General features: G+C 66.9%; 16 protein-coding genes. 2 read left to right on the top strand and 14 right to left on the bottom strand.

The features are described 5' to 3' along the window. The first annotated feature begins 42 nt into the window (after positions 1-42). A complete protein-coding gene (locus U5771_RS27600; RefSeq protein ID WP_415859439.1) occupies positions 43-1,179 on the top strand; it encodes a sialidase family protein in 1,137 nt (378 codons plus the stop codon). A gap of 61 nt (positions 1,180-1,240) precedes the next feature. Here the strand turns inward: U5771_RS27600 and U5771_RS27605 are convergent, their stop codons facing one another. From U5771_RS27605 to U5771_RS27665, 13 genes are all read right to left on the bottom strand, one after another. Then, positions 1,241-2,176 carry a KpsF/GutQ family sugar-phosphate isomerase gene (locus U5771_RS27605; protein ID WP_322026909.1) on the bottom strand — a complete coding sequence of 312 codons (936 nt, stop codon included), beginning with the start codon at positions 2,174-2,176 and terminating at the stop codon, positions 1,241-1,243. Beyond that, a complete protein-coding gene (kdsB, locus tag U5771_RS27610; RefSeq protein ID WP_322026910.1) occupies positions 2,154-2,987 on the bottom strand; it encodes a 3-deoxy-manno-octulosonate cytidylyltransferase in 834 nt (277 codons plus the stop codon). Before kdsB ends, U5771_RS27605 begins: the two co-directional genes overlap by 23 nt. Beyond that, positions 2,971-3,522, bottom strand: coding sequence for an HAD-IIIA family hydrolase (locus U5771_RS27615; RefSeq protein WP_322026911.1), 552 nt, complete (start codon positions 3,520-3,522; stop codon positions 2,971-2,973). The genes kdsB and U5771_RS27615 overlap by 17 nt, the downstream gene beginning before the upstream one ends. Beyond that, the gene (gene kdsA, locus U5771_RS27620) at positions 3,519-4,364 is read right to left on the bottom strand and encodes a 3-deoxy-8-phosphooctulonate synthase (protein WP_322026912.1); all 846 of its coding nucleotides are present in this window, start codon (positions 4,362-4,364) and stop codon (positions 3,519-3,521) included. Before kdsA ends, U5771_RS27615 begins: the two co-directional genes overlap by 4 nt. Positions 4,365-4,466: 102 nt before the next feature. Further along, a complete protein-coding gene (locus U5771_RS27625) occupies positions 4,467-5,549 on the bottom strand; it encodes a glycosyltransferase (protein ID WP_322026913.1) in 1,083 nt (360 codons plus the stop codon). Between the two features lie 54 nt (positions 5,550-5,603). Next, positions 5,604-6,584: a glycosyltransferase gene (locus U5771_RS27630; protein WP_322026914.1), complete on the bottom strand. Its 981-nt coding sequence runs from the start codon at positions 6,582-6,584 to the stop codon at positions 5,604-5,606. Continuing rightward, on the bottom strand, positions 6,581-7,111 hold the full coding sequence (locus tag U5771_RS27635) for a serine acetyltransferase (RefSeq protein ID WP_322026915.1): 531 nt from the start codon (positions 7,109-7,111) through the stop codon (positions 6,581-6,583). The genes U5771_RS27630 and U5771_RS27635 overlap by 4 nt, the downstream gene beginning before the upstream one ends. A 1-nt stretch (position 7,112) precedes the next feature. After that, the gene (locus tag U5771_RS27640; RefSeq protein ID WP_322026916.1) at positions 7,113-8,312 is read right to left on the bottom strand and encodes a capsular biosynthesis protein; all 1,200 of its coding nucleotides are present in this window, start codon (positions 8,310-8,312) and stop codon (positions 7,113-7,115) included. Between the two features lie 28 nt (positions 8,313-8,340). Further along, positions 8,341-9,573, bottom strand: a complete 1,233-nt coding sequence (locus U5771_RS27645) for a lipopolysaccharide biosynthesis protein (protein WP_322026917.1) — start codon at positions 9,571-9,573, stop codon at positions 8,341-8,343. Between the two features lie 66 nt (positions 9,574-9,639). Further along, positions 9,640-11,877: a polysaccharide biosynthesis tyrosine autokinase gene (locus U5771_RS27650; protein WP_322026918.1), complete on the bottom strand. Its 2,238-nt coding sequence runs from the start codon at positions 11,875-11,877 to the stop codon at positions 9,640-9,642. Positions 11,878-11,929: 52 nt separating this feature from the next. Beyond that, entirely contained in the window at positions 11,930-12,364 is a 435-nt protein-coding gene (locus U5771_RS27655) for a low molecular weight protein-tyrosine-phosphatase (RefSeq protein WP_322026919.1), read from the bottom strand. Next, on the bottom strand, positions 12,361-13,536 hold the full coding sequence (locus U5771_RS27660) for a polysaccharide biosynthesis/export family protein (protein ID WP_322026920.1): 1,176 nt from the start codon (positions 13,534-13,536) through the stop codon (positions 12,361-12,363). Before U5771_RS27660 ends, U5771_RS27655 begins: the two co-directional genes overlap by 4 nt. Before the next feature lie 202 nt (positions 13,537-13,738). Next, a complete protein-coding gene (locus U5771_RS27665; protein WP_322026921.1) occupies positions 13,739-14,815 on the bottom strand; it encodes a sugar transferase in 1,077 nt (358 codons plus the stop codon). Between the two features lie 385 nt (positions 14,816-15,200). On the opposite strand from U5771_RS27665, the gene U5771_RS27670 reads away from it, so the two are divergent. After that, positions 15,201-15,350, top strand: coding sequence for a hypothetical protein (locus U5771_RS27670; RefSeq protein WP_322026922.1), 150 nt, complete (start codon positions 15,201-15,203; stop codon positions 15,348-15,350). Between the two features lie 310 nt (positions 15,351-15,660). On the opposite strand, the gene U5771_RS27675 is transcribed toward U5771_RS27670, so the two are convergent. After that, entirely contained in the window at positions 15,661-16,605 is a 945-nt protein-coding gene (locus tag U5771_RS27675) for a helix-turn-helix domain-containing protein (RefSeq protein WP_322026923.1), read from the bottom strand. Between the last annotated feature and the right edge of the window lie 686 nt (positions 16,606-17,291).

A 17,291-nucleotide genomic window follows, 5' to 3' on the forward strand; every position in this document is an offset into this window, starting at 1 on the left:
ACGTTACGCGCGATGAAACGATCGCTCATCGCGGTGCTGTGCATGGGCTGCGCGGCGACGGCAGCACACGCGGAAGCCGTCCCCGCGCCGCCCGGCGAGGTGATCGCACACAGCCGGGCCGCCACACGCGTGTATCTCGGCTCGCCTTCGCTGGCGGTGTTGCCGAACGGCGACTATGTAGCGAGCCTCGACACGTTCGGCGCTGCGTCGGCCCAGAACCAGGTGTCCGTGTTCGCGTCGCACGACAAGGGCGCGACCTGGTCCAGGCTCGGCGACGTGCCGGACCAGTACTGGTCGTCGCTGTTCGTGCTGAACGGCGCGCTGTACCTGATGGGCACCAACCGCTCGATGGGCACGCCGTCGATTCGCCGATCCGATGACGGCGGCGCGTCGTGGACCACGCCGGTCGACGCATCCACCGGGCTGCTGCCGTATCCGGGGCGCTTCATCACCGGGCCGGTTCCGGTCCTGATCGATCGCGGACGCGTTTGGCGTGCTTATGAAAGCGTCGAGGACGGCGACCTGCGCGCACTGGTGATGTCCGCGCCGGTCGATCGCGACCTGCTCGACGCGCGCAACTGGCGTGTGTCCACGCACCTTCCGTCCGACAAGCGCTGGCTCGACGGCAAGTTCCAGTCGTGGGAAGAAGGCAATGTGGTCGGCCGGCAAGGCGCCGCGCCGGTCGTCATGCTGCGCGTGAACACCGGGAACGGTCCGGAGAAGGCCGCGCTGGTGGCGACGAGCGACGATGGCCGCACGCTTTCGTTCGATCCCGCGCGCGATTTCGTCGATCTGCCGGGTGCCGGCAAGAAGTTCACGATTCGCTTCGACCCGCAGTCGAAGCAATACTGGACGATCACGAACGCCGTGCCGAAAAGCGTCGGGCGGATGAACCTCGAACGCGTCCGCAACACGCTGGTGCTGCTGTCGTCGCCCGATCTTCGGCAGTGGACCGCGCGGCGCGTGCTGTTGCAACACGCCGACACGAAACGGCACGGCTTCCAGTACGTCGACTGGCAGTTCGACGGCAGCGACCTCGTCGCAGTGCTGCGCGTCGCGTTCGACGACCCGGAAGGCGGCGCCGCAAGCCAGCACGACTCGAATTTCGTCACGTTCCTGCGCGTGCGCCGGTTCCGCCAGGACGCCGCGTCCAATGCGCTGACGCGAAGCCTGCAATAGCCCGCGCCGGTGGCGGTGTGCCTCTCGCCCGTCGAGCGACGCGGCGAGAGACGCCGCCCCCTTATTTCTTGAACACGCCGACGACGTCGCCGCCGTCGACCACCAGCAACGCGCCGATCCGCTGCTGCTGCATCAGCAGCAACGCATCCTCGACGCGCGTGCCGGGCCGCACCGTCGACGGCTCGATCGACATCATGTCGGCCGCCGTCCGCCGCAACACGCCGTCGCCATGCCGCTCGATCGCGCGGCGGATGTCGCCGTCGGTCACGATGCCCCAGCCCGCGTTGCGCTTCACGATCGCGAGCCCGAGCCGGCCGCGCGTCATCGCGTCCAGCACGTCGAGTGTCGACGTGGCCTCCGTCACGAACGGCAGGTTCCCGCGCGCCATTTCGTCGTCGACCGTGGACAGCAGCCGGCGGCCGAGCGAGCCGCCCGGGTGGAAGCGCGCGAAGTGTTCCGGCTGGAAGCCGCGCGCCCGCATCAGCGTGACCGCCAGCGCATCGCCCATCGCGAGCGTCGCCGTCGTCGACGCGGTCGGCGCGAGCTGCAGCGGGCACGCCTCGCGCTCGACGCCGATGTCGAGGTGGACCCGCGCGGCGCTCGCGAGCGTCGACGCACGATTGCCGGTCAGCGCGATCAGGTCGTTGCCGTTGCTGCGCAGGAACGGAATCAGCTTGATCACCTCGTCCGTTTCGCCGGAATTCGAAATCGCGAGAAACGTGTCGTCCGGCGTCACCATGCCGAGATCGCCGTGATAGGCCTCGCCCGGATGCATGAAGAACGCGGGCGTGCCGGTGCTCGACAGCGTCGCGGCGATCTTCCTGCCGACGATGCCGGACTTGCCCATGCCGCACACGACGACGCGGCCGCTCGATGCGAGGACGATCTCGACCGCTTCCTCGAAATTCGCGTCGAGCCGCGCGGCCACGCCGGCCAATGCCCGCGACTCGATCTCGAAGACCTGCCGGGCGGATTCAATATGGTTCTGTCGCATCATGGGATTGCCGTTTGAGAAGGGAGACGACGCGGGCGACGTCGTCGGGCGTATCGATGCCGGCGGGCGGCGCATCGGGCCAGCGCATCACGTCGATCGGCATGCCGAGCCAGAGCGCGCGCAACTGTTCGAGCTTTTCCAGCTGCTCCAGCTCGCACGGCGCCGCGCTCGCCAGCGCCTGCAAGGTCGCGTTCGCGTAGCCGTAGAGGCCGATGTGACGCAGGAACATGCGTTGGGCCACACCATTCGAACCATTCGAACCATTCGAATCGACCGGGTCCGCCGGCCGGCCGTCGCGGCAGAACGGGATCGCCGCGCGCGAGAAATACAACGCGCGGCCACGCCGGTCGACCGCGAGCTTGACGATCGCCGGCTCGTCGAGCAGCCCCACTTCCCCGATCGGACAGGCCACCGTCGCGACGCCGAGGTCCGACGCCGCGCCGCAGAAGCCGGCGAAGGCCTGCAGCAGCGCCGTCGGCACGAGCGGTTCGTCGCCCTGCACGTTGAGCACCGCATCGGTGTCGGGCCAGCCGAACGCACGCGCGACTTCCGCCGCACGGTCGGTGCCGGACGCATGACCGGTATCGGTCATCGCGAAGCGGATGCCGCGCGCGTCGAGCACATCGGCGATGCGCGCGTCGTCGATCGCGACGACGATGTCGGTGCCGGGCAGCGCGCGGCGCACGCGTGCATGCACGCGCACGATCATCGGTTCGCCGTCCAGATCGACGAGCGGCTTGCCCGGCAGCCGCGTCGACCCGTACCGCGCCGGAATCACGACGCGCACCGTCCGCGTGTTATTGAACGACGTCATGACCGCTCCATTGTTCGAGCAACGGCCGGTACGCATCGTCGAGTGACAATCCGGCATCGATCAGCAGATGCTCGGCCACCTCGCGCGCGACGCCGCGGCCGCCGGCCGTGCACGCGACATGGTCGACGCGCGCGCGGACGAGCTGATGCGCATCGGCCGGCGCATACGACACGCCGACGCGTGCGACGACCGCGAGATCGTTCACGTCGTCGCCGACATACGCGATCTCGTGATCGTCGAGCCGCTGTTGCGCCTTGATGTCCGCATAGCCGGCGGCCTTGTCGTCGCAGCCGGTCACGAGCACGTCGACGCCGAGCTGCGCCGCCCGCCACGCCAGCGCGCCGCTGTGCTTGCCCGACAGGATGCCGGTGCGGATCCCGTGCGCGCGCAGCAGCGCGACCGCCACGCCGTCGTGCGCGTGGAAGCTCTTCATGAACTCGCCGTCCGCCGTCACGTGCAGCAGGCCGTCGGTCAGCACGCCGTCGACGTCGAACAGCACCAGGCGCACGGGCCCGCGATAGGTCGCGCCGCTCACCGGATATCGAGCGGCGGCAGCCGCTTGACCAGGTCGTCCACCGCCTTCACCTGCTGCAGGAACGGATCGAGCAACGCCAGCGGCAACGCGCTCGGGCCGTCGCAGCGCGCGCGGTCGGGATCGGGATGCGCTTCGAGGAACAGCCCGGCCAGCCCGACCGCCATCCCGGCACGGGCAAGGTCGAGCACCTGCCGCCGCCGGCCGCCCGACGCCGCGCCGTGCGGATCGCGCATCTGCAGGCTGTGCGTGACGTCGAAGATCACCGGGCAATCGCCCGTCGCGTCGCGCATCTGGCGAAAACCCAGCATGTCGACGACGAGATTGTCATAGCCGAACGACGCGCCGCGCTCGCACAGGATCACGCGATCGTTGCCGGCCTCGCGGCACTTCGACACGACGTGCTCGATCTGCGTCGGGCTCATGAACTGCGGCTTCTTGATGTTGACCGCGTTGCCGGTCTGCGCGATCGCGACCACGAGGTCGGTCTGGCGTGCGAGGAACGCCGGCACCTGCAGCACGTCGACGACCTGCGAGACCGGCTCGGCCTGCCACACTTCATGCACGTCGGTGATCACGGGCACGCCGAACCGGCGCTTGACTTCGTCGAAGATGCGGAGCCCCTCGTCGACTCCCACGCCGCGATACGAGTGAATCGACGAGCGGTTCGCCTTGTCGAACGACGCCTTGAACACCAGCGGTATGCCGAGACGGCGCGTGACCTCGACGAACGTGCCGCAGACCTCGAGCGTGAAGTCGAGACTCTCGAGCACGTTGAGACCGCCGAAGAGGACGAACGGCAGGTCGTTGCCGACGGTGACGTCCGGGGTGATGGTTACATTCATGCTGTTCTCCGTGAAATTGGGGCGGCGTTGTGCGCGTTGTACGCGTTGCGCCGCGGCGGATGCCGCGCGATCGCGCCGGTCGGTCGCGGCCGGATGCTGTCGTCAGCGGGCCACCCATGCAGCATAGAGCGGCGCGAGCTCGCCGAACAGGCGTTCCTCGCCGAAGCGCTGCCGCGCCTCGCGGCTCGCCCGCCGGGCCAGTTCGCGGCGCAGCGCGTCGTCGCCGGCAAGGCGCTCAAGCCACGCGACCGCATCTGCCGCCGTCGCGTAGATCACGCCGGTTTGCAGATGGCGCACGACATCCACGTTGCCGGCGCAGTCGGACACGACGACGGGCCGGCCGGCCAGCATCGCCTCGATGACCGACACCGGCATGCCTTCCCACGACGACGTCGACAGGTACACGTCCGCGCGTTCGAGCCGCCGCGCGACCTCGTCGTGCGGCAACCATCCGGTCACCTCGACGCCCGCCTCGGCCAGCCGCGCCTTCCCTGCTTCGTCGCCGTCGCCGATCCAGACGAAGCGCGTGCCGCGCGCGCGCATGCCGTGCGCGATCTGCGCGAACAGCTCGGGATTCTTTTGCGCACGGATGCCGCCGACGGTCACCACGCATGGGGGAGCGTCCACCGCACGCTCGGCGTCGCCCGACCGCGCGGACGACAACGTCGCGCTCACCGCGTTCTCGACCACCACCACCGGCTGACGCAGCCATACGCGGATCGCGCGGCCTTCGCTTTCGGAGCACGCGACGTACAGGCATTTCCGGAGGCACGCGATCCATTCGAGGCCGACGAACGCCAGGCGCTTCACGCCCGAGATGTCGCGGCGCATGAACGAGATGCAATGCGGGCTGTAGAAGAACGCTGCCTTCGGCAACGCGAACAGCGTCGACAGCCGCCCGAGAAAGCCGGCGAACGACGAATGCAGGTGCACGACGTCCGGGCCGATCTCGTTGAGCGTCGCGCGCAGCCGGCCGACGGTCCGCAACAGGCCCGCGCCTTTCATCTGCACGTGGCGCAGCGATACGCGCGTGTCGAACATCGCGGCCAGGCCGGCGGGCGTATCCGGCCGCACCGAGTAGATGACATGCACGTCGTGGCCTTCGCGAGCCAGACGATTCGCGATCAGGCACACCATCGACAACGTGCCCGTCGCGCTGGATTCGACTATGTGAGCGATTTTCATCGGGATCCGTTTCATGAGTGATGAGCCGTCGTGCACCGACGGCGAATGACTTCGTCAGACACCCGACCCGCAACCCGCGGCCGCATCGATATACGCGAGCACGCCCGAGCGCTCGATCACGCGCCCCCATTCCAGCGACCGCATCGCCACCGGGTCCGGACGCGTCGCGCGAATTCGCGTCAGCGGAAACAGCTCGTCGAAGATCGTCGCGCCGGTGACGTGGCACTGGATGCCGAGTTCCTGCGCGGTGCGCACGTTCGACGGCGCGTCGTTGCACACGATCTTCTTGCCGAGCGATGCGTATTCGAGCAGCTTGGTCGGCGTCTGGAAGCAATGCGGCCGGTGATACGGGAAGAAGCACACCGCGTATTCGCTGTCGCGGACGATCCGCAGCGCGTCGGGCTGCGGCACGCGGCCGACGAAGCGGATGCCCGGCGTGTCGGCGAACGCCGCGCGGATCTCGGGCTCCGGGTTGCCGACCAGCACGAGCGTGTCCGATGCGTCGCGCCGCGCGTCGCGGTACGCGGCCAGCACCTTGTGAAAGCCGCGTTCGCGGCTCATCTCGCCGATGTAGCAGAACCGTCCGGACGGTGTCTGCTCCGCGCCGGCGCTGCCCCCGGCCGCGCGATCGGCGTCGGCATCCACATCGGCCGGATCGAAGATCCAGTCCGGCACCCCCATCGGCAGCAGCAACGAACGCACGCCGTCGCGAAATGCCATCGCGTCGCGCATCCGCTCGTTCTGGAAGATCCGCAGGTCGGGCCGCACGTTCAGCACGCGCTTCACGCTGTCCTTGACGGTCGCGAGCCGGCCGACCGACAGCGACCGATAGTCGTGAATCACGAATCGCGCAGGCGGCAGCGCGCGATAGAAACCCATGATGCACCACAGGATGCAGGCGTCGCGATCGGGAAAGCGCGCGTACGCCTCGAGATCGCCGTCGAACACCTCGAACCCGTGCGTTCTCAGGCGCCGGCCGTAGGCGGCGATCTCGGGATAGTTCGCCTTGCCGGGATGCAGAATGAACACGTTCATTTCAGTTCCTGTCCGTTGTCGAGAATGCGCGCCGGGACGCCGACGGCCACGCGGCCGTCGGGCACGTCGCGCAGCACCACGGCGCCGGCGCCGATCCGCGCCCGGTCGCCGACGCGCACCGCGCCGAGCACGACGCTGTGCACGCCGAACTCGACGTGGTCGCCGATCGTCGGCACGCCGCCGATCGTGCCGTCCTTCAGGATGGTGTTGCCGATGGTCACGCCGTGCCGCAGCGTGCAGTAATCGCCGATCACCGCGTAGCCGTTGATCACGAGGCCCGTGCCGTGATAAAGCGCGAGCCCCTTGCCGATCTTCGTCTTCACCGGAATCTCGATGCCCATCAGCCAGTCGCACAGCACGATGTAGAGCAGGATCAGCGGCGCGCCGGCCAGCAGCGTGAACCGGCTCCGGCACGCGAGGTAATGCACGACGCGATAGAAGATCACCACGCTGCGCGTCTTCAAAAACGCATTGCGGCGGCAGTCTTCGGCGATCGCCTCGGCGGTCTGTCGCAACGTGACAGCCATGTCAGTGCCGCCTCGCGAACACGCGCCGGGCCGCATCGGCGGGGATGCGCGCCGCGCCGAAATAGTCGATGCCGTCGACCAGGAACGAATGGATGTACTTCAGCAGCCGCTCGCGGTCGAACGCCTTGTAGAAGCAACGGCCGAGCGACACCACGCGCTTGCCGTACAGCATCGCCTCGAGCCCGACCGTCGAATTGATCGTGACGACCGCATGCGCGTGCCGCAGCAGGTCCGTGGTCGGCGACGTGACGATCTCGAAGTGACAGGTCTCCTGCAGGCGCACGATCGCGTCGATCTCGGCCGCATCGGTCTCGGCCGGATGCAGCTTCACGAACAGGTCGGCGCTCTCGTTGACCGCGAACTCGAACGCATGGCGGATCGCGTCGAGATTGCCGACGTCCGAATGCAGCTTGATCTGCGTGTCGCCCGATACCTGCAGCGGCAGGAACACATAGCGGCAGGTCGCCAGCGTCTCGGCCGACATCCGGGTGGCCTGGCGCGGCGCCGGCATTCCGTTGCGCGCACGCACGCTCGCCAGCCGCCGGCGGGCCACGCCGCCGCTGACCGCCTTCAGCAGGTAGTTGGTCGCGGACATCGCCTTGCGCGCGAACGACGTCCTCGCCTGCGGCAGCGGCATCTGCTTGTAGCGTTCATAGGCGGACAGCCAGCGCGCATGCGTGTCCTCGTCGGGCAGCGGCAGCCGGTCGATGACCTCGGGATTGCGGCTGATCGTCGACAGCGCGTTGACGCCCAGCGAATCGACGAACAGCTTGTCCGGCAGGTTCGAGATCTCGATGAAGCGGGTCGCCACGCCGTACACCGTACAGGCCTGCCGCACCGCGCGGCACACCAGCTGCTGCCCGTTCCACATCACGCACTGCTCGACCCGCAGGCCGCGCAGGACTTCCGACGCGATCTGGAAGATCGCCGCCGACTCGCGCTTCGCGCGCGCTTCGGTCATCTGCCCGTTCAGCACCTCGATCGACAGCTGATACGGCGTGCGGTCGGCCGGCTGGCCGTCGGGCGCGTCGACCGGCGTCAGCCGGTTCAGGTACACCGACCGGTAACCGCCCAGCAGCAGGCCGAGATGCGCGACGGGTTCGCTCGTCAGGAACGCGAACGCGTACTCGTGCCGGACCGCGTTCACCAGGCGGGTGGCGAAGTAGTAACGCTCGAGGGAATCGATGACTATCAGGATCATGGTGTGCTCGTTCGTCGTATCGGCGCGCTCACGCCAGCGCCCGGGATCGGGACAGGTTCGCGCCGAGAACCCGGTACGTCAGCGCGATGCCGGCCGCCATCAGCGCCGCGCCGGTCAGTGAAAAAACCTGCACGCTCGTCGGGGCCGACAGGTTCATCAGCCGCGCGATGCCCAGCGCGCCGGCAAGACATACGCCGCAGGTCAGCTGAAACAGGAAGTCGACGCGCTGCGCGCGCGTCGCGAGGAAGATCTGCGACAGCGGCACGTAGATCAGCTGCAGCGCGAACAGCGGCATCAGGCTGTGATAGAACCCGACCGACCCGCGCCAGCTTTCGCCGAAGAACAGGTTGACGAGCGGCGCGAACAGCAGCAGCCCGCCGGCCAGGTACACGGCCGCGAGCGCCGTGAGCGCGCGCGCGTAGGTCCGGTACACGCGCGGCACCGTCGCGTCGGCATCCGGACGCGCCATCGCGCCGATCGCGTCGCGGCGGAACACCCCGCCGACGCTCTGCGCGATCAGCGACACCGGAAAGAAGCCGAGCCGGTAAGCCGCGGCGAAGTAGCCGGCGCTCTGCGCGTCGAACCAGTGCGGAATCGCGATCGACAGCGCGTAGGTCAGCACCGACGCGCACAGCGTCGACGGCAGGATATACAGCGCGAAACGGCGGTTCCTGACGAAAAACCCGCGTGACAGCCGGAACGAATACCCGGCTCGATACCCGGAGAACAGGATCGCCGCGGCCATCGCGATCGAGACCGCCGCGGTCACCCACGCGTACAGCGCGAACACGTCGACCTGCCCGCATGCGGGGCATGCGAGCGACAGCACCAGGCCGGCGAGGAACGATCCGTTGACGACGACGCGCGACAACGCGATCCATCCGTAGCGCCTGAGACTGTTCAGGTAGGACCCGGCGGCCAGCTGCACGAACGTGGCCAGCGCGTAGACGGCGACGAGATGGAGGTCCCCGCGGCCTGCAATCGCGATCAGGACGCCGAATACCGCGATGACGGCCAGGCTCAGCGCCGTCACGTTGACGAACGCATTGAACGACTCGCCCGGCGCGTCGTCGACGCACGCGAGCTCGTAGCGGAATGCGAGCAGCGTGCCGACGAAGGTCGCCAGCGCGAGCAGATAGTTGAAGTGGCCGAGCGACTCGGGCCCGAAGCGCCGACCGATCACGAAGATGCAGACGAACAGCGCGATCTGGCCAACCACGACGCCGGCGAGCGACACGATCGAATCCCGCGGATTGATCATCTCGCCACCGTGCGCCGTGCGCGACCGGAGGCGCGGGCCGGGCCGCAGGCGGCGGCGCTGTGCGCGTCACGCATCTTGCGCCCCGTATTCGTAGGCGACATAGCGATAACCGCCGTACTTCGACCCGTACCCGTACTGCCCCAGCCGCGGATTGACGCCGTTGAAGATGACGCCGTTCAGGCGGACGCCGTTCTGCGCGAAGCGCTTCGCGGATTCGCCGATCTCGCCGAGCTTGGTCTTGCCCGCCATCGTGACGAGCAGCGCGGTGCCGGCGACCGCGCCGAGAATGCCGGTATCGGGCACGGCGAGCACCGGCGCCGAGTCGATCACGACGATGTCGTAGCTCGACGACAGATCGTCGACCAGCGCCGCGAGATTGCGGTTCAGCAGCAGCTCCGCGGGGTTCTTCGGCATCGTTCCGGTCGAGATGAAGTCCAGACCGTCGACCACCTCGCGGTGAATCACGTCCGCGACGCGCGCGCTGCCGGCGATCAGCTCGGTGAAGCCGCGGCCGCGCGGGAAGCCGAGATAGTCGTGCAGCCGGCCCTTGCGAATGTCGCCGTCGATCAGCAGCACGCGCTTGCCGGCGCTCGCCATCACGACCGCGAGATTCGACGACAGGAAGGTCTTGCCGACGCCCGGCGCCGGACCGGCGATCAGCACGATGTTGTTCTTCGCCTCGAGCATCGCGAACTGCAGCGCGGTGCGCAGGCTGCGCAGGCACTCGACGGCCGGCTCGTTCGGGAAGTCGATCGACAGGATCGACTTGTGGCCGCTCTTGCGCGCGGCCTCCTCGGCCAGGTCGCGCTGATGGTCGCTGATCGGGACCGTCGCGTACACCGCGAGGCCGAGACGGCGCTCGATCTCGTTGTGATCGGAGATGCCATGGAACAGCATCGAGCGGACGATCGCGGTGCCGCAGCCGGCGAGCAGCCCGAGCAGCAGCGACGCCAGCGCGACGAGCGCCTTCTTCGGCCGCACCGCCACTTCCGGCACCGCCGCCGTGTCGACGAGTCGCACGTTGCCGGTCTTGCCGGCCTGCACGAGCTGCAGCTGCTGCATGTTGTTCAGCAACGCCGTGTAGAGGTCGGTGTTGACCTTCACGTCGAGCATCAGCCGCACGGCTTCCTGCTGCAGGTCCGGCAAGCGCCGGATCTGCTGCTCCGCCGTGTTCCGGTAGCCGTTCAGCGCGGCGATCTGCTCGTCGATCACGGCCACGCTCGGGTGCCGTTCGGTGAAGCGGGACATCAGCTCCTGCCGCTTCTGCTGCAGTTCGAGCAGGCGCGTCTTCGCGTCGGCGGTCTGCGCGAGCGCGAGCTTCGCTTCCTCGGTGAGGTCCACCGTGCCGTGTTCGTTGCGCAGCTTCGTCAGGCGCGCTTCGGAATCGGTCAGCTGCTGCTTGAGCTGCGGCAACTGCGCGGTCAGGAACTCGAGCGACTGCGCGGCTTCCGCCGATTTCCGCTCGATGTTCTGCCGCACGTACTGGCGGCCGATCTCGTTCATCGTGTCGCTGACCCATTTCGGATCGGTGTCCTGCAGGCTGGCGACGACGACGTCCGACTGCTTCACGCGCTCCTGCACGTTGAGGCGGTCGCGGATGTCCTCGATCGTCTTCAGCCGCGAATTGCGGACCAGCACGAACGCGGCGCCGGGCTTCGCGGCGAGCGACGCGACCCGCAGCGTGATCGGCCCGCGCGGCGAGCGGAAATGCTCGAGCGTGCCGACCGTGCCCTCGACGGGTGCATCGAGATCGTCGCCTTCGAGCCGATAGCGCTTGCCGCCGAGGCTCGTCAGCGTGAACGCGTCGCCTTCATTCTTGCGCGGCACGTCGAACCGCGGCACGTCGATGCGCTCGCGGCCCCATGCGTAGCCGCCGAAGCCCGCCAGGCCGGGGTCGGACAGGCCGTCGCCGTGGCGCGCGATCCAGTCGCCGATCAACGGAAAGCGCTTCGGCTGAGCGTCGATGAACAGGTTGAGCGTGTCGACCGCGCGTTCGACGACGAGGCGCGACGCGAGGATCTGCTGCTCGGCGGCGGCCGACGACTTGACGTCGAACAGCGACGATACGTCGCCCAGCAACGACTTGGCGGCCGACGTGTCGGGGCTGTCCTCGACCTGGACCATGATGTTGGCTTCGAACACGGGCTTGCCGAGCATCGCGTACGCGAGGCCGGCGAACAGCATCACGCACGTGATGGTCGCGATCAGCCAGCGGCTTTCCAGCAGGATGTCGAGCACCGCGACGAAGTCGGTCTCGCTGCCGTCTTCGGCGGGTTGCTGCGGCGGGGCGGAGGGTTGGGTCATGGCAACGGTATGGGGCGTATGGGTTTCAGTGGGGCATCGACCAACGGCCGCTTCAGACGATACGCAGGCGCTTCGACCACTCGGACACGCCGAGCTCGATCAGTCGCGCGCAGCGCTCGAACACGAATCTGGGCTGGCGGTAAGGGTCGTGCACGTCGAAATCCGTGTACTCGCCGAGACGGAACACGCGTCCCCGCACGAACGGGAACTGGTTCTCGAGCGACGTGCGCTGTCGACGGTCCATCACGAGGATCAGCTCGGCGTCGGTACACAGCGAGCGGCCGATCTGCTGCGCGCGATGCGTCGACACGTCGAAGCCGCGCATCCGCATCACCTCCTGCGTGTACGGCGCGGCCGGCATGCCGACCAGCGCATTCAGGCCGGCGGACGCGACGCGCCGCCCGGGCATGGCCTGACGCAGCATCGCTTCGGCCATCGGGCTGCGGCAGATGTTGCCCTCGCAGACGATCAGGATGGATTCCATCATTTGGTCGCGATCGCCGCGGTCAGGCCGGCGTTGATGGCCGGCAGCAACAGGCTCAGCACGCGGCTGAAGCGGACGAGCCCGTTGCCGTCGACGTACACGACGTCCTTCGGCTTCAGCTGGAACTGATTCGCCAGCACCATCGCGACCGGCGAGCGCGCGTCGAGGTGATAGACCTGCGGCTGCTCGTCCTGCATCCCGCGCACCACGTAGAGTTGCGCGGCGTCGGCGGTGTTCGCGTTCAGGCTGCCGGCCTGCGCGATCGCCTCGCTCAGCGTCAGCCGGCCGTTGCGCATCGGCAGCGCCGTCACCGGCTTGTTGACCTCGCCCATCACGAACACGCCGCTCTCGTCGCGCGGCAGCACGCGCACGAGATCGCCGTTGCGCAGCACGATCTTCGACGGATTGCGTCCCTGCTCGGCCATCTCGGTCAGGTCGATCCGGCGCTCGACGCCGTCGCGCACCAGCACGATGCGGCTCTGGTCGGCCGCCGCCGAAAAGCCGCCGGCCCGCCCGATCGCGTCATACAGCGTCATCGGGATGTCGTTCACCGGCTGTGAACCCGGCGTATGCACCTCGCCCTCGATGTACACCTGCTTCGCGCGGAACGACGCGATCCGCACGGTGATCTGCGGATTCCTGAACGTCTTGTCGAGACGGCGCGTGAGCTGCGTCTGCACCTGCTCGGCCGTCAGGCCGGCCACCGTCAGGCGACCCGCGAAAGGAAACTGCAGCGTGCCGTCCTGGTCGACGACGAAACCCGGCGGCGCATCCGCCGCGCGCGGCGCGGCCTGCGCCGGCGCGCCGAGCGCCGCCGCGAGTTCGGGGTGGTCCCATACGGTGATCTGCAGCACGTCGCCGCGCCCGATGGTGTACGCATCCGGCGACGCGACGATATCGCGGGGTTCGCCGCGCGTACTGCGTTCGCTGTCGCGCATGCGCCGGATCAGCGACAGGTCGATGTTCGTGACCGGCACCGGCAGCGCGGCGCTTTCGGCCGGCGTGGCGCCGGTTTGCAGCGGAATCGACGCCGGCTGCTGCATGCGCATGCCCGGCGCGATGCCGCACGCACCGAGCAACGCGCACAGCGGCAGGATCATCACGAGCGGCCCGACACGCGACGGTCGGCGCGGCGCGCACGCGCGCGCCGACTCCATTTGACGCAACCTCTGCATTACAACCTCGCACTTTTTTAATTTGAAATTGCTCCGGTCGCCCCGCGTCGTGTCGACCGCGAGTACAGCACCCCTGTCGAGACCGGACATGCTTGCTGCCACTGCTGCTGAACCCTGCCACTGCGGCTGAACCCTGCCGCGCCTGCCGCCGTCACGCGCCGCCGCCGCGCATCCCTGGCGACGCGGGTGCGCGCGGCAGCGGCTAATACGCGCCCGAACCGCGCACCACCACGTTGATCGTCCGGAACAGGATGCCGATGTCGCGGCGCAACGACCATTCGCGCACGTAGGACACGTCGAGCGACACGCGCGTCGAATAGTCGGTGTCGTTGCGGCCGCTGACCTGCCAGAGGCCGGTCATGCCGGGTTTCGCCATCAGGTAGTAGCGCACGTCGTCGCCGTAGCGTTCGAGCTCGGCCTCGACGATCGGGCGCGGTCCGACCAGGCTCATGTCGCCCTTCAGCACGTTCAGCAGTTGCGGCAATTCGTCGAGACTCGTCTTGCGGAGCAAGCGGCCGATCGGCGTGATGCGCACGTCGTTCTTCAGCTTGAATTCGCGATCCCATTCCGCGCGGGCGTCGGCATCGCGCGCCAGCAGCGCCTTGAGCACCGCGTCGGCGTTCGTCACCATCGAGCGGAATTTCAGGCACTTGAACCGCCGGCCGTTGCGGCCGACGCGCTCGTGCCCGAAGATCGCCGGGCCGCCGTCGCGCCGCACGGTCCATGCGATGCCCAGCAATACCGGCGCCAGCATGACGAGCAGCAGCGACGCACCCACCAGGTCGAAGCCGCGCTTGACCATCCGCTTGATGCGCCCGACCGTCCGGTGGCCGATCTCGAGCTGGCCGCGCAGGTCCGCGTGTGCGATGGCCGCCGCACGCACCTGGTCGCCTGCGCGCTCGATCATCCCGAAGATCGCCAGTGTCAGCGCACGGAACGCGATCAGCCCGATCCCGCTGGCGAGCGTCCAGTACACGAACCACTCGCTCGACAGCACGTGCGCACGATGCAGCACGTACAACAGCGCGGTGCTCATGCCCTGCACGACGATCCATGCGAGCACCGTGCGGCCGAGCACGTGCAGCGCCGAGCGCGTGCGCGCGGCCTCATAGATCCCGCAGGCAGGAAATACCGACAACGCCAGCGCGGCGGCAAAGGCGACGAGCGCACCGTCGAACAGGGTTCCGCGCGCACCGCCGGTGGCACCGATCAACGCGGGAATGAACGCGCCCAGCACGATCAGCCCGATATCGGTCGCTCGATTGATCAACGAATTCATTGATATGAACTCCTAATTCATCATCCAACACCCGTTCGCGGTGCAGCGGTACATCACGCCTGCCACGCATGTCGTCCGGGGCCTGCGCCCGATCTCGCCGCGGCGGCGTGCCGCGGCTCAGCCGCATCACGCTCCGGCCGGATGCGAGGCGCGTGTCACGCGGCGCGCTCGTTGCAAAACCGTCGTTTCAACGTTTCCGCAGTGCATCATATTCGTCGCGACTCGCGCTTTTATCGCCTGCGTCCGAATTCGCCTTGTTGATGGCGGAACAAATCAAGGCCGATTCCGCGAGCGAATTATTCGATCCATTTCACGAATCGAGCGATGCATGTTCCATGCGCGAATAACGTGCACGCGCAACGATTCATGCTCGAATTTCAATCACATGGACGACACGTCGATTCAGGTCGATTTGCAATTCGGCGCGCCCTCTATTACCGGCGCATCGGGCAGCGCATGCATTGCCTGGCGCCGCCCCAACCTGCAAGCGAGCATCGGCCGGATCGAATCGACCGGATGCTCGCTCAATGAATAAAAAGGCCTGCGCAGTGTGCTCACGGCAACACGGCAGGCAAAATTCCGAGGAGTGCCGGGGTGCCGCCTCCTCGAAAGGCCAATCGATAACTTAATCAGTGGAAATACGTTTTGATCGACTCGTGTCGGACCGCGCCACGATTGTGGCTGAATCCGCCTTCGTCGCATGGAGACTGGCTTATATCCGGTATTTTTCGCGCACGAATAACGGCACTGTCATTCGGACGAAACATCCATTTCCGGATATTGATTTGAATTAACGAATGCAATTTTGACGATTGGCAGCGCACGGCGAATTGCGATCGCCGGAGCTAAGAGGGCGCGCCGCTCATCCAGTCGCCGAGATCCGATGCGTACAGCATGTCCGTCGAAGCGTCGCCGCCTTGTCGTGCTGCCGCCCGATATTCGGTCGGCGAAGTCTGCAGGTGCTGACGAAACAGTTTCGCCATCCGGTCGCCGCTGCCGAGGCCGGTGCGTCGTGCGACCTTGTCCGCCGGAAGATCGGTTTCGATCAGCATGCGGCACGCCTTTTCGAGGCGGATTCTCAACACGAACTCGGTGGGCGTGACGCCGATTTCGTTCTTGAAGCGCCGCAGGAAATTGCGCTCGCTCATCGCGGCGGCCTGCGCCGCGTCGGCAATCGAAATCCGGTTCTCGCTGTTCACGCGCAGATGATGCGCAGCCATCCTGATCAACGTGCTGGCGCGTGCGACCCGTGCGCCGAACAGCACGTCGGTCAGCTTGCGGTTCGCGCCGGACACCATGCACATCACGATTTCCTGCGCGATTTCGTAGCCCATGTCGACCCGCACGATCGACAACGCATCCGAGAACGGTCCATCGTCCTCGTCGCCGGCAGGCTCGCCGTCATCGCGTCCGACGGACGACGCGCCGCCGCCGTCCGCGGCCGGCGCGGCCTGCTCGACTTCCTTCTGCGCGAGATGAATCTGCGTCAGCAATTTGCGGCCGCCCTGGCTGCCGCGAACGACGCGCGCACGTTGATGCGCATGCTGGAGCCATGCGATCAACTGCTCGTCGAGCGCATCGATCCCGCCTTGACCGCTCAACACGAACATCGCGTGCACGGTGCTGGCTTCGAGCGTGCGAGCCGCCTCCGTCCAGATGCCGACACCCGACGACGAACGGACCGGGCCGCCATGCATGGAATACAGCCGCAATTCGTAACGGTCGACGAATGCGCCATCGCCGCGTCCAAGCTGATTGGCGAGTTCGAAAACGGCAGCCAGCTTCCCCATCTGCATGATGGAGAAACCCTCGAGCAACAGTACGATTACGCTTGCTCGTTGATGCCCGTCGCCGGCGCTTCTACCACGATTCACGCTTAACCCCGTCGATGAATGATTCGACACTGTTTGCATCTTTGCGGCCCTTTAACAATTTCTTACATTTGTTGTTTTCTGCGCCGCATCATAGGGGCGACCCTCGCCCGCCGATTTGCCACTGTCTGTTTTCGCCGTGTTGTTGTCGGAATCAATCAAGCCCGTGGTATGGCACTATTTATTCAGATTCTTCGCATCCAGCGGGAATGCATTCATCCAATTTCGCGAACAATTGACGTGCATCAACGCGCCGAAATTTAAATCGGGATAGCTCGGTCAGACTTCTCTCCTGATGAATGAAGAAAAGCCGGAATCGGTTTGAATGAGTCATCGGTTCCAGCTGGCACTGCCGGAACGGATGAAAGGACAGTATCGCGATGACAATGTGCGGACACTGTCCGGAATCGTTTCAATCGTGCATGGTCGGAGCCGCTCAGGTTCGAGTAAAGCCGGTCGGATACGGAGCGCGGTAACACGCGCTGGCGTGCCGCCGGGCCCGGAACCGGGCCCCACCCCGATCAATCGTGCATTCCGGCGGAATATTTACGTCGAAGCCGGATGCACCGGGCTTGAACGTGATGCGGGCGTCAGTCGACGGAATT

Origin of the sequence: Burkholderia sp. BCC1977 (assembly GCF_905339595.1) — a bacterium.
Lineage (GTDB): Bacteria > Pseudomonadota > Gammaproteobacteria > Burkholderiales > Burkholderiaceae > Burkholderia.

Coding starts and splice junctions, on each gene's coding strand:
- kdsB (WP_322026910.1), bottom strand. CDS start 2,987: ATGACGTCGTTCAATAACACGCGGACGGTGCGCGTCGTGATTCCGGCG.
- U5771_RS27630 (WP_322026914.1), bottom strand. CDS start 6,584: ATGAACGTGTTCATTCTGCATCCCGGCAAGGCGAACTATCCCGAGATC.
- U5771_RS27600 (WP_415859439.1), top strand. CDS start 43: ATGGGCTGCGCGGCGACGGCAGCACACGCGGAAGCCGTCCCCGCGCCG.
- U5771_RS27655 (WP_322026919.1), bottom strand. CDS start 12,364: ATGATGGAATCCATCCTGATCGTCTGCGAGGGCAACATCTGCCGCAGC.
- U5771_RS27675 (WP_322026923.1), bottom strand. CDS start 16,605: ATGGGGAAGCTGGCTGCCGTTTTCGAACTCGCCAATCAGCTTGGACGC.
- U5771_RS27665 (WP_322026921.1), bottom strand. CDS start 14,815: ATGAATTCGTTGATCAATCGAGCGACCGATATCGGGCTGATCGTGCTG.
- U5771_RS27640 (WP_322026916.1), bottom strand. CDS start 8,312: ATGATCCTGATAGTCATCGATTCCCTCGAGCGTTACTACTTCGCCACC.
- U5771_RS27670 (WP_322026922.1), top strand. CDS start 15,201: ATGGACGACACGTCGATTCAGGTCGATTTGCAATTCGGCGCGCCCTCT.
- U5771_RS27650 (WP_322026918.1), bottom strand. CDS start 11,877: ATGACCCAACCCTCCGCCCCGCCGCAGCAACCCGCCGAAGACGGCAGC.
- U5771_RS27660 (WP_322026920.1), bottom strand. CDS start 13,536: ATGCAGAGGTTGCGTCAAATGGAGTCGGCGCGCGCGTGCGCGCCGCGC.
- U5771_RS27605 (WP_322026909.1), bottom strand. CDS start 2,176: ATGATGCGACAGAACCATATTGAATCCGCCCGGCAGGTCTTCGAGATC.
- kdsA (WP_322026912.1), bottom strand. CDS start 4,364: ATGAATGTAACCATCACCCCGGACGTCACCGTCGGCAACGACCTGCCG.
- U5771_RS27625 (WP_322026913.1), bottom strand. CDS start 5,549: ATGAAAATCGCTCACATAGTCGAATCCAGCGCGACGGGCACGTTGTCG.
- U5771_RS27635 (WP_322026915.1), bottom strand. CDS start 7,111: ATGGCTGTCACGTTGCGACAGACCGCCGAGGCGATCGCCGAAGACTGC.
- U5771_RS27645 (WP_322026917.1), bottom strand. CDS start 9,573: ATGATCAATCCGCGGGATTCGATCGTGTCGCTCGCCGGCGTCGTGGTT.